The sequence below is a fragment of the Alcanivorax sp. DG881 genome, from assembly GCF_000155615.1.
Classification (GTDB): domain Bacteria; phylum Pseudomonadota; class Gammaproteobacteria; order Pseudomonadales; family Alcanivoracaceae; genus Alcanivorax.
On the sequence record NZ_DS989915.1, the window covers coordinates 2,256,173 to 2,270,207 of the forward strand.

General features: G+C 60.4%; 9 protein-coding genes. 5 read left to right on the forward strand and 4 right to left on the reverse strand.

Going from position 1 to position 14,035, the window contains the following annotated elements; translation table 11 throughout:
* Window positions 1-245: 245 nt before the first annotated feature.
* Together ADG881_RS10245 and ADG881_RS10250 are read left to right on the forward strand one after the other, a co-directional pair.
* On the forward strand, window positions 246-2,132 hold the full coding sequence (locus ADG881_RS10245) for a hypothetical protein (RefSeq protein ID WP_007151360.1): 1,887 nt from the start codon (window positions 246-248) through the stop codon (window positions 2,130-2,132).
* Window positions 2,133-2,199: 67 nt separating this feature from the next.
* A complete protein-coding gene (locus ADG881_RS10250) occupies window positions 2,200-4,200 on the forward strand; it encodes a bifunctional 2',3'-cyclic-nucleotide 2'-phosphodiesterase/3'-nucleotidase (protein WP_007149856.1) in 2,001 nt (666 codons plus the stop codon).
* 72 nt (window positions 4,201-4,272) lie between these two features.
* On the opposite strand, the gene ADG881_RS10255 is transcribed toward ADG881_RS10250, so the two are convergent.
* Window positions 4,273-5,124, reverse strand: a complete 852-nt coding sequence (locus ADG881_RS10255) for a DNA ligase (RefSeq protein ID WP_007149036.1) — start codon at window positions 5,122-5,124, stop codon at window positions 4,273-4,275.
* Window positions 5,125-5,270: 146 nt separating this feature from the next.
* Between ADG881_RS10255 and msrB the strand changes: the two genes are divergently transcribed.
* The gene (gene msrB / locus ADG881_RS10260) at window positions 5,271-6,332 is read left to right on the forward strand and encodes a peptide-methionine (R)-S-oxide reductase MsrB (protein WP_039926585.1); all 1,062 of its coding nucleotides are present in this window, start codon (window positions 5,271-5,273) and stop codon (window positions 6,330-6,332) included.
* Window positions 6,333-6,404: 72 nt separating this feature from the next.
* Here the strand turns inward: msrB and ADG881_RS10265 are convergent, their stop codons facing one another.
* The 3 genes from ADG881_RS10265 to ADG881_RS10275 form a co-directional block, all read right to left on the reverse strand.
* A complete protein-coding gene (locus ADG881_RS10265) occupies window positions 6,405-7,337 on the reverse strand; it encodes a DUF808 domain-containing protein (protein ID WP_039926586.1) in 933 nt (310 codons plus the stop codon).
* A 54-nt stretch (window positions 7,338-7,391) separates the two neighbouring features.
* Window positions 7,392-8,756, reverse strand: coding sequence for a Na+/H+ antiporter NhaC family protein (locus ADG881_RS10270; protein WP_007150477.1), 1,365 nt, complete (start codon window positions 8,754-8,756; stop codon window positions 7,392-7,394).
* Window positions 8,757-9,163: 407 nt separating this feature from the next.
* Window positions 9,164-12,433, reverse strand: a complete 3,270-nt coding sequence (locus tag ADG881_RS10275) for a carboxyl transferase domain-containing protein (protein WP_007151561.1) — start codon at window positions 12,431-12,433, stop codon at window positions 9,164-9,166.
* Window positions 12,434-12,672: 239 nt separating this feature from the next.
* On the opposite strand from ADG881_RS10275, the gene ADG881_RS10280 reads away from it, so the two are divergent.
* The gene (locus ADG881_RS10280) at window positions 12,673-13,116 is read left to right on the forward strand and encodes a hypothetical protein (protein WP_007151126.1); all 444 of its coding nucleotides are present in this window, start codon (window positions 12,673-12,675) and stop codon (window positions 13,114-13,116) included.
* A 70-nt stretch (window positions 13,117-13,186) separates the two neighbouring features.
* On the forward strand, window positions 13,187-13,987 hold the full coding sequence (locus ADG881_RS10285; RefSeq protein WP_007148316.1) for an SDR family NAD(P)-dependent oxidoreductase: 801 nt from the start codon (window positions 13,187-13,189) through the stop codon (window positions 13,985-13,987).
* The last annotated feature ends 48 nt before the right edge of the window (window positions 13,988-14,035 follow it).

A 14,035-nucleotide genomic window follows, 5' to 3' on the forward strand; every position in this document is an offset into this window, starting at 1 on the left:
CGCTCACCGTTTTGTCTCGGCGCTGGCCATGATGGTCGCCCGTCAATTTGCCAATCGATGCGCATACCTCGTCCTCTCTGCTCCCTGTCATGATGCCCTGATGACAGGAATATAAAACCTGACCTGAATGCCAACCCTGCCATACATTCAGCGGAATTCATCAAACTATCACGATCTTTTTACCGCATTTTCTTGTCACGGCGTCAGCCTTTTGGTCTCCCTCTTTCATTCAAGGATGACCGCACATGAACAGGCACGTTCTCACAACACCGGCCGTCACCGCTCTGCTCACTGCCCTTTGCGCCAGCGTCAACGCTGCCCCCTACGACTGGAACTACCCGGCGCCGATTAAATCCCCCGGCGCTAACGATAACGGCAAGGTCGTGCTCTTCGATGTCTCCCACGGCGGCACGGAAGGCAATGCGGACTGGGTGATCGACGGCGCTTTTTCCGACTTCGCCGATGATCTGGTCAGCGCCGGTTACACCGTGCAGGAATACCGCGGGGTGGATAAAAACAGCGACGGCGTTATCCAGTTTGTGGATGACTACACCAACCCGACCACCGCCAACAGCAACGCCAATGAAGCGGTCATCACCTACAGCGCCATCAGCCATGCGGATGTGCTGGTGCTGGCCGAAAGCAACCGCCCTTTTACCCAATCAGAATTACAGGCACTGGAAGATTTTGTGGCCGCCGGCAAGGGCATCTTCTTTGTGGCTGACCACTACAACGCGGACCGCAACCTGAACACCTGGGACAGCACCGAAGTGTTCAACGGCTATAACCGCTCCACCCTGTCCCAGTTTAATGTGGGCGGCAGCTACGGTGACCTGCGCAATCCCGGCACCGCCAGCGGCTGGCTGGCGCAGGAATTCGGCATTCGCTTTCGCTTCAATGCCATCGACTGGCACAGCGGCGCCAGCGGCATTGAACCGGCCAGCCAGGTAGAGGGACTGACCACCGGCGTGGGCCCGGTACTGATGGCCGGTGGCGCCACCCTGGCGATCACCGACCCGAACAAGGCCAAGGGCCTGGTGTATTTCTCCACCAGCGACAGCCCCAGCCGCTGGACCCACGCGGTGGATTCCGGGCTCTATTTCGGCGGCACCGCCGAAGGCCCCTATGTGGCCATCGCCAAGTCCGGCCCCGGCAAGGCCGCCTTTATCGGTGACTCCAGCCCCATCGAAGATGCCTCCCCCAAGTACAAGCGCCAGGACAACGGCAACACCAAGAGCACCTACCCGGGCTGGACCGATGCCGGCAACGCCGCCCAGCTCAGCATTAACCTGATCGACTGGCTGGCCACCCCGGAAAGCTACACCCAGTTCAACAGCAGCGCCCACCCGGCTGGCACCGCCACGCCAACCCCCATGGCCAGCGAAGAGCTGGACGACCCGGACAACGGCCAGCCCTGGAACACCCCCTCCGGCGGCTATAACCCCTGGGATGCCAGCACCTTTGACTACGGCGCCTATGGGGCTCCGGACGGCCCCGGTGGCAGCACTGGCGGCGGCACCGGAGACACCTTGTCCGTGAGCGAGGCACTGGCCGAACCCACGGGTACAACGGTGACGGTGGAAGGCGTGATCACCCAGGCCATCAACGGCGAGTACGCCCTGGAAATTGAGGACAGTGCCGGCAGCGCCACCCTTTACGTGAAACTGGATAGCCAGTACCGCAACGACTTCAGCCCGCAGAACAACCCGGCAGTGATCGGCGCAACCCTGCAGGTGAGCGGCGAGCGCGATGTCTACATGGGCGAACCCAGCATCGAATACGTCACCGACATGCAGCTGGTGGACGGTAGCAGTGGAGGCGGCAGCTGTGGCAGCAGCGGCGCGGTGTCGGTGAGCGATGCCTACGCCAGCAGCCAGGGCACCCCGCTCACCGTGGTGGGCGAAGTGATCGGCGGCGTCAACGACCCCTACGCCCTGGAGCTGGGCGACCTGAACAGCAGCACCAGCGTCTACGTGAAGCTGGAGTCCGACCAACGCGCCGAGTACAGCCCCGCCAACAACCCGGCCATGGTCGGCCAGACCCTGGAAGTGGACGGCGTGCGTGACCTGTACATGAACCACCCCAGCCTTGAATCGGTGAGCGCTCTCACCGTGATCAGCAACTGCCCCTGATTCGTTTTAAAAAATTCTCCGGCGGCGTTCGCGCCGCCCTTCCTTGAACCCAAACACAGGAAACACCATGAAGGCTTCACTGCGATCCCTGCTGGCCCTGTCCCTGGCCGGCGGCGCCATGCTCAGCGGCTGCGGCGGCGATGATGACAACACCCCCGCCCAACAGGACACCACCCCACGGGTGGATCTGCGCCTGATGGAAACCACCGATATCCACGCCAACGTGATGGACTACAACTACTACAGCGACAGCGTAGATAACGGCCACGGTCTGGTACGTACCGCCATGCTGGTCAAGCAGGCCCGTGAGGAAATTGCCCACCCAGAAAATTCCGCTTTGGTGGACAACGGCGACCTGATCCAGGGCAGCCCCATGGGCGACTGGCGCCAGGCGCAAGGGCTCACCAGCGGCGAAGTGCACCCGGTCTACAAGGTCATGAATGAAATGGCCTACGACGTGGGCAACTACGGCAATCACGAATTCAACTATGGCCTGGATTTCCTCGCCGAAAGCGTGGACGACGCCGCCTTCCCCTACATCAGCGCCAACGTATTCAGCGCCGACGGCAACACCCCCCACTTCGACCAGTACAAGCTAATCACCAAGACGGTCTACGACCGGAACGGCAACCCCCACGAACTGACCCTGGGCTTTATCGGCTTCCTGCCACCGCAAATCATGCAGTGGGACAAGAAGAACCTGGAGGGCAAGGTCACCGCCAAAGACATCAAGGCCACCGCGGAGTTACTGGTGCCACAGATGAAGGCGGAAGGGGCGGACATCATCGTCGCCATTCCCCATTCCGGCATCAACACCACCGCCTACTCGGAAGAGGCCAAGGCAGAAAACAGCAGCTGGTACCTGGCGGACGTGGAGGGCATCGACGCCATCATGTTCGGCCACAGCCACCTGACCTTCCCCTCGGACAGCTTTGCCAACACTGTTAACGTGGATCTGGAAAAAGGCACCATCAAGGGCGTGCCCTCGGTAATGCCCGGCTACTGGGGCAGCCACCTGGGCATCATCGATCTGAGCCTGGCACTCAATGAGGACGGTGAAAGCTGGACCGTGGTGGACAGCAAGGTGGAAGCCCGCGCCCTGGACCCGGACGGGGAGGCCGATGCCGCCCTCACCGCCCTGGTGAAGCCCGACCACGACGCCACCCTGGAATACATGGGCCAGGTGATCGGCGAATCCACCGATGACATCTTCAGCTTCCTGGCGGTGGTGAAGGATGATCCTTCCATCCAGATCGTCAGCGATGCCCAGAAAGCCTATGTAGAAGACGCTATTGTCGGTACCGAGCTGGATGGTCTGCCGGTATTGTCCGCCGCGGCCCCGTTCAAGGCCTGTGACCGTGACGGGGTCTGCGCCGAGGAAAGCAGCTTCACCGTGGTACCGGCCGGCGAGCTGCAAGTGAAGAACATTGCCGACCTGTACCTCTACCCCAACACCCTGATGGCGGTAAAAGTCACCGGTGCCGAACTGGAACAGTGGCTGGAATGTTCCGCCTCGCAATTTTTCCAGATCACGGATACCACCGACCGGCAGGAGCTGGTGGATTTCAGTGGCTTCCCCACCTACAACTTCGATGTTATCGACGGCGTCACCTACCAGATCGATGTAACCGAACCGGCCCGCTACGATCGTGACTGCGCCAAGATAAGTGACGGCACCCGTATCGTTGACCTGCAGTTCGACGGCGCCGCCATCGATCCGGCCCAAGAGTTCCTCATCGCCAGCAACAACTACCGCGCCACCGGCGGCCACTTCGCCGGCACCGGTGGCGACCATGTGGTGATCGAATCTCCGGACGAAAACCGCCAGGTAGTCGGCAACTACATCCAGGCCAACAGCCCGGTAACGCCCACCGCCGACAACAACTGGTCGTTTGCCCCGATCCTGGGTTACAGCAGTGATCTGCAAATCGTCTTCCGGGCACCCAACACCGACCGCGCCAAAAACTTCGTGGCCGACGCAGTGGCCGGAGCCGGTGGCAGCTTTATGGCCTCCCTGCTGGATGACAGCGGCAACGAAGCCATCTACGAGCTGAACCTGCAGCCCTGAGGCATCCATCCCGGCCTGCCATCACAGGGTAGGCCGGGTGACATCGCTGCACCCGAAACCACAAAACTGCCGTTACGGCTCTGCCAGGGGTTCGTCGTTTCTGATCCGCAGAAAACTGGCAAAGCGTGGCAGCCCCGTGGCGGTTTTGCCGAAATACTTATAGGTCACGGTGGCGCCCAATGGCGGCGGCGTTTTGCGCTGTTTATCGGTAAAGCCGGTGCCCAACCGGAATTGCCGGCCATCGTCCCGCTGCACCACCAACGCCCCCAGCATGCCCCGGTACTTGCCTTTCCCTTCCGTGTGGCCAACCACCACGGCTTCCGCATCCTGGTACGTCTTCACTTTCAGAATCGCATCACTGCGGCCCGCCTGGTACAGGCTGTCCCCGTGATGCAGCATCAGGCCTTCACCCCCCGCCGCCATGACCTTGTCCAGCCGCTGCAACAGTGCCGCGTGGCTGGACGCGGGCTGCTGCTCTATCACGGAAAACGTATAGGCATTACTGGCTGACGCCAGCGCCTTCATTTGTTGAATACGCTGCGAGAAGGGCGCGCCACTGGCGGGCAGATCAAACACCTTGTATCGAATCTGCCGCCACTCCTTTGCATCGGGCTGCAACCGGCGTACCGCAGCAGACACCTCCGCAAAACGCCCATGCCCCATCCACAGCTCTCCGTCCATGGGCGTATCCGGGTAACCGCGCACAAACCAGGCCGGCGCCTTGATCACGTGCCCGCCTTTGCTGATCAACTGCTCCCCATTCCAGTAGGCCCGCACCCCATCCAGCTTTTCGCTGACCCAATACCCCTGCAGCGCCATCCCTTTCTTATAACTCTGCGCCAGCTGCAGTGCCGGGCCCTGGGCCAGACACCAGCCGGCCATTATCCACAGGCCAATAATGGCCAGTCCTTGCCTGCTCTTCACGGCATCCTCCCCGGTTTATGTCAGGCTGGCACCATGACAGATTCCGGCCGCGCGCCCTGTCCGTTTGCGCATACCGGTGATGTAAGCCATAACGGTTTGCAACAAATCGCGATCGGCTGCATCCAACAGGCAGGAGGTAAAAAATTATGCGAATTATCACATTAATGGGATTGCTGGTGATCAGCGCACCGAGCCTGGCTGCGGAAGCCTATTTTGCCGGTGGCTGTTTCTGGTGTACCGAGTCCGATTTTGAGCAACTGGACGGCGTGAGCGAAGCCATTAGTGGCTATGCCGGCGGTGACGAGGTGAACCCCAGTTATGAGCAGGTGGCATCCGGAAACACCGGGCACACCGAAGCGGTCAAGGTGATCTACGACCCCGAGATAGTCAGCTATGCCAATCTGGTGACCTGGTTATGGCGTCATATCGACCCCACCGATGCCAACGGGCAATTTGTGGACCGTGGCAAACAGTACCGTAGCGAAATTTTTTATCAGACGGCTGACGAGAAAAAAATCGCCGACGCGTCACGGGCCTCTCTGGAAAAAAGCGGGCGTTTCGACAAGCCCATCGTTACCAATGTCACCAAACTGGATACCTTCTATCCGGCCGAAGACTACCACCAGAACTACTACAAGACGCACTCCATCAAGTACAAGTACTACCGCTATCGCTCCGGCCGGGACCAGTTCCTGGAAGAGCACTGGGACGACCCGAGCCACCGACCCTGGCTTGAAAAGAATGTCACCCAGTCATGGCAAGGGCCGGATAATTTTGCGCGCCCCAGCGACGACGAACTGAAAAAATCCCTGCCGGAACTGGTCTACAAGGTCACCCGTGAAGACGCCACCGAGCGCGCCTTCCAGAACCGTTACTGGGATAACAAGGCCGCCGGTATTTATGTGGATGTGATCAGTGGCGAGCCGTTGTTTTCATCGAAGGACAAATACAAGTCCGGCACCGGCTGGCCCAGCTTTACCCAGCCCATTGATAAATCCTTTATCACTGTCCACGAGGACAACACCCTGTTCACCACCCGAACGGAAGTGCGCAGCCGCTATGCGGACTCTCACCTTGGCCACGTTTTCGCAGACGGCCCCGCGCCCACCGGGAAGCGCTGGTGCATGAACTCCGCCGCGCTACGGTTTGTTCCCGTCGATCAAATGGCAGAACAGGGCTACGAGAAATACCTCTCTTTATTTGAATAATGATTTTGCAAAAAAAAGCGCGGATAGTTTTCCTGTTCGCGCTTTTTTGTGTGTTAATTTTTCGTTTTTCTCTTACTGTTTTTTCAATTTTCCTGCACCGGTGACCAACAGCAACAAGACACTTCCGGCAATAACACCCAATACCAGATTCGCCAGCATGGGCGCCACGACACTGAGGATTCCCGACAACGGCAATGACGCCATGGCGTCGTCCAGATGATGCAGGGCATCGTGGCTACCCGGCAAGCCGTGAAGCAAAATGCCGCCCCCTACCAGGAACATGGCCGCCGTACCGGCGACAGAAAGAAACTTCATTAGCCGTGGCGAAAAGCCCACCAGCATTTTCCCCAGCGCTTCGCGAACTTTTCCGCCTTTCTCCCTGGCCGTTTCGATCAGGTGCAAACCCGCATCATCCATTTTCACGATACCGGCCACCAGGCCGTAGACGCCAATCGTCATGCCGATGGCAATAATACTGACCACCATCACTTGCTGCACGAAAGGTGCAGCTTGCACTGTGCCCAGGGCGATCACGATGATTTCTGCAGAAAGAATAAAGTCCGTGCGCACTGCGCCTTTAATCTTGTTCTTTTCAAAAGCGACCAGGTCCACATTTGGATCCGCCATGGCCTTGAGTTTTTCCTCATGCTTCCGGTCATCTTCTTTGCCATGGAAAAAAGTGTGTGCCAGTTTTTCCACCCCTTCGTAGCACAAGTAGGCCCCGCCGAGCATCAGCAGCGGTGTAATCAACCAGGGCAAAAAAGCGCTGATCAACAGCGCCGAAGGCACCAGAATAAACTTGTTGCGCATGGAGCCTTTGGCTACCGCCCAGACCACCGGCAGCTCACGTTCCGCACGAACGCCGGAGGTCTGCTCCGCATTCAACGCCAGATCATCCCCCAATACCCCGGCGGTCTTTTTTGCCGCCACCTTGGTCATTACCGATACATCGTCAAGCACCGCTGCGATGTCATCGAGCAACATTAATAAACTGGTTCCAGCCACGTTATCTATCCTTGTAAATGGAGTTGTGCCTCAACAATTAACTCGCCAAGACTATCACGCCTCGGCACCCTCTCTATTTGGCAGCGGCAAGCGCGGCCGGTTAATGGCGATCGCCGCGATACCGGCAATGGCCAGTGCCCAGCAATAATGAATGGAACCGATCAGCGCCAGGGGGGACAGCTTGGCGATGGAGCAGGCCAGCAGCACCTGGGCACCGTAGGGAATCAGGCCCTGCACCACACAGGAAAAGATATCCAGCAGGCTGGCGGAGCGACGCAGGTCCACGCCGTGGTCGTTGGCGATGTCCCGGGCCATTTCACCGGTGAGCACGATGGCCACGGTATTGTTGGCCACGAACACATTGGCGAATACCACCAGCAGGGCAATGCCCACTTCACCGGCCCGCTGCAGGGGAAGCTTGAGCCAGCGGGTCAGGCCGTGGATGCGTTCAATCACCCAGCGGGTGCCGCCCTGGTCGGTCATCAATTGCGATAACCCACCAATCAACATGGACAGCAGCATGATCTCGAACATGCCTTCGAAGCCCGTGTAGATGGCCCCGTTCATACTGGCAAGTGTGTAGTCCGGCATCATCACCATGCCGGTAATGCCCGCCGTGACGATGCCCACGATCAGTACCGCCAGCACATTCAGGCCACAAAGCGCCAACCCGAATACCAGCAGGTAGGGCACCACCAGCGCAAACCGGAAGGGCTCAGCTTCCACCTGGTGCTCCCCACCGCCCAACACGATCAGCAACAGCACCGTCAGCGCCGCCGCCGGCACGGCAATCCAGATATTCACCCGGAACTTGTCCTTCAACGACACGCCCTGACTGCGAGTCGATGCAATGGTGGTATCGGAAATCATCGACAGGTTGTCGCCAAACATGGCACCGCCCACCACCGCGCCCAGGGCCAGCGGGACGGACAGCTCCGTGGCCCCGGCGAAACCGACGGCAATGGGGGCCGTGGCCGCAATGGTGCCCATGGAGGTACCCATGGCGGTGGCGATAAAGGCAGAAATCAGAAACAGGGCAGGCAACACCCACTCGGCAGGAATGATGGTCAGCCCCAGCTGTACGGTGGCGTCTACACTGCCAATGCTGTCACTGACGCTGGCAAATGCCCCGGCAAGCAGGAACACCAGGCACATCAGCAACAGGTTGGGATGACCGATCCCCGCCAGCAACCGGTCCACGCTGGTGTTCACCCTTTTTCCGGCCACCCGGGCCATCAGCATGGACAACACGATGGCCGCCATGGCCACCACCGGTGCCTTGATCTGGTAGAACGCGAAGTCGGTGCCGGCGGAGGTGTAATAAAGCCCGCTACCGAGAAACACCACCAGAAAAAACAGCAGCGGAATCAGTGGCCAGGCCCGCGGAGAAGGCGCCGCTGGCGTCATGGGTTCTGTCATGGAAGGCCCCGATCAGTCAATGATCGGCCCAGTGTAGAGATTTCGTCAGCAAGTCGGTAGCAGCGCCTCTCTCCCTGTAGGAGTTCCCTTCCAGGGGACGAACGGCGATAGATCGGCGCCAATCCACCATAGGCGCTATGGATTTCGCTTGCAGGCAAGCTCCCACATCTCAATCACAAGGCGTCCGCAAGAAAGGAAGGCTTTCTGTGGGAGCGTGCCTGCACGCGAAAGCACTGAGGCGCGAACCGCGGGGCGATCAGGGAGGGCAGAGCCCGGCAGGTTTCAAAAAAGATGGCTGCCGTTCGACTCTCTGTCGCCTCGCTGCGCTCGGTTCGTCCCCTGGAAGGGAACTCCTACAGCGGCTTCGTGCCTGGGTGTTCGTAGCTCGAGGCGCGTTGCTGGCCTTTTCAGAACGTATCCACAAACGGCCGACCGCCGTGTCGACCGGTCTTGAACCCGGAGGCATTCAGCCCGCGCAGAATCCACTGGCGGCTTTCCATGGGATCAATCACCGCATCGATTTCCAGGAAGCTGGCCATGTTCATCGCCTTGCCCTGCTGGTAGGCCTTGGCCACCAGCTTGTCGAACAGGCGCTGCTGTTGTTCCGGTGTCGGCTGAGCCGCCAGTTCTTTGGCGAAGCCCAGTCGCACCGCCCCTTCCAGCCCCATGGCGCCAAACTCGGCACTGGGCCAGGCGGCGGTAAACAGCGGTGAGTGGAAACTGCCGGCGGCCATGGCCTGAGCACCCAGGCCGTAGCCCTTGCGCAATACCACGGTGAAGAACGGCACCGCCAGGCTGGCGGCGGTGACAAACATGCGCGACACATGCCGCACGGTGGCCTGTTTTTCCGCTTCCGGGCCGACCATGAAACCGGGGGTGTCGCACAGGGATACCATGGGCAGCCCAAAGGCTTCGCACAGCTGCATAAACCGCGCCGCCTTGTCGCCACCCACGGCATCGATGGCGCCACCGAGGTACTGCGGATCGTTGGCGATCAAACCGAAGGGTTTGCCTTCGATGCGTACCAGCGCGGTAATCATGCCCGGGGAAAACGCCTTGCGCAGTTCCAGCACCGAACCGCTGTCCGACAGGGTCTCGATGACAGCGCGAATGTCGTAAACGCGGGTGCGTTTTTCCGGGATACGGTGGCGCAGTTCACGCTGATCCGCCGCCTGCCAGTCCATCTGCGTACCCTGAAAATAAGACAGGTACTGTTTGGCCACCGCCACGGCCTCGGCTTCATCTTTTACCCGCACATCCACTACCCCGTTAGGGGCCTGCACGCTCACCGGCCCGACTTGCTCCGGGGTAAAACGGCCCAGGCCACCGCCTTCGATCATGGCCGGCCCGGCCATGCCGATGGAGGCATCTTCAGTGGCAATGATCACATCACAGCAACCCAGCAACGCCGCGTTGCCGGCAAAGCAGCGGCCAGAACCGATGCCCACCAGTGGCACCTCACCGGACAGTTTCGCCATCGCCGCGAAGGTGTGGCAATCCAGCCCGGCCACGCCGACAAAATCCGTGTCCCCGGGGCGGCCGCCGCCCCCTTCCGCAAACAGCACCAGCGGCATCTTCCATTGCCCGGCCAGTTGCAGCAGGCGGTCGGTCTTCTTGTGGTTCATCATGCCTTGGGTGCCGGCGAACACGGTGTAGTCGTAGCTCATGGCCATAACGCGGGCGGCCTGTTCACCAAATTGATCGGCGTTGACCGTGCCGGTACCGCCGATCAGTCCATCCGCCGGGCTCAGGGTCTGCAACTCTTCGGCACTGCGGCGACGACGCTGGGCGGCCAGCGCCATGGCGCCGTATTCCTGAAAACTGCCCGTATCCAGCAGATCGCCCAGGTTTTCCCGGGCGGTGCGCTTGCCCTTGCGGTGACGTTTCTCCACCGCGTGTGGGCGCCCTTCATCGCTGATCCCGTGATGGCGATCCAACACATCCGCCAGATCCTGGCGGATATGATCCAGGTCCACACTTTCTTCCGTGGCGACAGCCGAGCCCTCCACCTCACCGGGAGTGACAAACAGCAGCGGCGCCGCTTCGTTCACGGCATCCCCTTCACCCGCCGCCAGGCTGTGAACCCGGCCGGCCGTGGTAGCGCGCACCTCGAACTCCATTTTCATGGCTTCCAGTACCGCCACCACCTGGCCCACCTGCACCGCGTCGTCTTCCTTCACCAACAGGGATACCAGCACGCCGGTGGTCGGGCTGATCAGGGCCTCGCTACCCGCCGGGGTAGCCACCGTCTGCGCCTGCGGTGACGACGCCACCGGCAGATCCGGGGTGATCTCATCAGGCAGGGCCGCCAACAACGCGGCAAGATCGCTCTCCACATAGCGGGTGGTCACCGCATTGGCCTGCACCGCATCACTGGCCAGCAACGCCTGCAGCAGCGGCAGGTTGCTTGAGACGCCGGCAATACGGGTCTGCTTCAGCGCCCGGCGGGCACGCTGCAGCACCGTGGCATAATCCGCACCCGTCACGATCAGCTTGGCCAGCAGGGAATCGTAGGCCGGGCTCACCGCGTAACCCGCATAGCCGTAACCATCCACGCGAATGCCCGGCCCGCTGGCCGGCTCATAGGCCGTGAGGGTGCCGGCGGACGGCGTGGTGCTGCCATCGGCCTTGAGGGTTTCCATATTCAGCCGTAGCTGTACCGCCATGCCGTCACAAACCGGGGCGGTTTCCAGCTTCAGGTCGACCAGGCTGGCCCCCGCCGCCAGATGAATCTGCGTCTGTACCAGATCCACCCCGGTGACCTGCTCGCTGACGGTATGCTCCACCTGCACCCGAGGGTTGGCTTCCATAAAGAAGTGACGGCCTGCGTCCGGCTCCACCAGAAATTCAAAGGTGCCAATACCCAGATAGTTCACCTCGGCGGCCAGGGTCAGAGCACTGTCGATAATGCGATCACGGAGGGCCGCATCCAGCCCCGGCGCAGGCGCGAACTCCACCAGTTTCTGGTGACGGCGCTGCAGGGTACAATCACGCTCCCACAGATGGCTCACCGCCCCGCTGCCATCCCCCAACACCTGCACTTCGATATGCCGGGCAGCGGGCACCAGCTGCTCCACATACACCGCGTCATTGCCAAAGGCCGCCTTCGCCTCCGACTGACAACGCTGAAACGCCGCTTTCAGTGCTGCCGGGTCAGTAACCGCTCGCATACCGCGTCCGCCGCCGCCGCTCAGGGCCTTGATCATCACGCCACTGCCATCGAGGGACGCCATAAAGGCCTGCGCCTCCTCCATCGTCACCGCCTGCGCGGTGCCCTGCACCAACGGCACCTGACACTTCGCCGCCAGCGCCCGGGCCTCCGCCTTGTCGCCAAACAACCGCAGAGTCTCGGCCCCAGGCCCGATCAACGTCAGCCCGGCTCGGACACACTGTTCGGCAAACTCCGCATTCTCCGCCAGAAAGCCATAACCGGGATGAATCGCCTCACACCCCTGCTCCCTGGCGATGGCAATCAACTGCGCCCCATCCAGATACGCCGGCACCCCACGCCCCGGCAACGCCACCGCCTCATCCACCTGACGGACATGCAGCGATGCCTGATCATCCTCCGCAAACACCCCCACGGAGCGAATCCCCAGATCCGCACAGGCATTGGCAATACGAATAGCAATCTCGCCACGGTTGGCGATCAGGATGGCAGCAAACGGGACGGGCACGGCGGACTCCAGTCTTAGATTCGACGGCAAAGACCACAGTGTAGCCAGTTGGGGTTATCGATGGCATTGATCGGGGTGCATAACCCCTTATGCATCAGGTTAATGCAGGCAGCGCCAGACAAGCACCACTGGCATCCATGGTAAGGCGCGGGAATTCCGCTCTGTGCCGTGCTAACTTTCCCGTTCAGATTGGCAACCACCAGAGCGCTGGGGCCCTGGTCACACCAGAAGGGATAATCATGTTACGGATCGCTGCTCTGCTTGGGCTGCTGCTTGCTTCCTCCAATACCACCGCTGCCGGGCTGACCGGACTGTGGGTTGGCTACTATAGTTATACGGATAATCACCGCGTGCCCATGTCCGTAGCGATTCAATCGGATGGCCAACAATTCGTTGGGCAGATGATCGAACCCAACACCTCGAAGAATCCATCCGATGTGGGCCGCCCCGCCATTATCTTCGGCACTATTAACGGCACGGCGGTGGTGTTCGACAAGGCGTACTTTTCCGATGTTGAGAGCACCAACCCCGTGATGCTCAAAGACGACGCCAAACGGGTCCGCTACAAACTGGAGGCCATCGACAATGGCCAAACACTGTTTGGACGGTGGTCTGTCGGCGGCATGTCCGGCAGGGCAACGTTCAAGCGCATGTCCGCAAACATCGTGGACAAGCTGCCGTAGGGCAAGCCCGTGGTTTATTACAGGGCCCACTTTTCCTTTTTCCCGAAACACGATCTCAAGAGCGCCAACCATGGATTTAGCACTCACGCATAAAACCGCACTGGTAAGCGGGGCTCACCGTGGCACCGGCCATGTCATTGCCAGCACGTTGGCAGAAGAAGGCGCCACGGTGGCGCTTCATGCGTTTACGCAACCGCAAGCCGATGAGGCCATGGCAGCCATCACGAATCCGGCGCTCAATATCGTCCCGGTGGTGGGCGACTTGCTCACCGCTGACGGCACCCAGCAGGTGATGGATCAACTGGCGCAACAGGGCTTGCAGGCCGACATCCTGGTGAATAATTACGGTACTGCGCTAATGGGAAAATGGGATTCCCTCACCACCGAACAGTGGCTGGAAGCCATCAATGTGAATGTGCTCAGCGCCGTGCGCCTGATTCAGCACTGCACGCCGCACATGAGGGAAACGCAGTGGGGACGCATCATCAACCTCAGCACCATCGGCGACCATCAGCCGAATTCCATCATGCCGCACTACTACGGCGCCAAGGCCGCACTCTCCAATGCCTCAGTGAGCCTGGCCAAAGAACTCAGCCATACCGGCATCACCGTTAATACCGTCTCCCCCGGCCTGATTCACACGCCAGAAGTGGAACGCGCCTACCAGGCAAGGGCACAGAAAAAAGGCTGGCCCACGGATTGGGAATCCTTGCAGGAAAAGATTGTAGAGCATGACTTCCCCAACCCCTGCGGCCGCCTGGCCACCCGCCAGGAAGTGACGGACCTGGTGGTGTTCCTGGCCAGTCCGAGGGCCGGGTTTATTAACGGGCAGAATATTCGCGTGGATGGCGGTGCGGTTCGGTATGTTTAGCGTATCGACAAAGGAAAAACTAACCTTAACGTCCTTTGGGAAATGGGA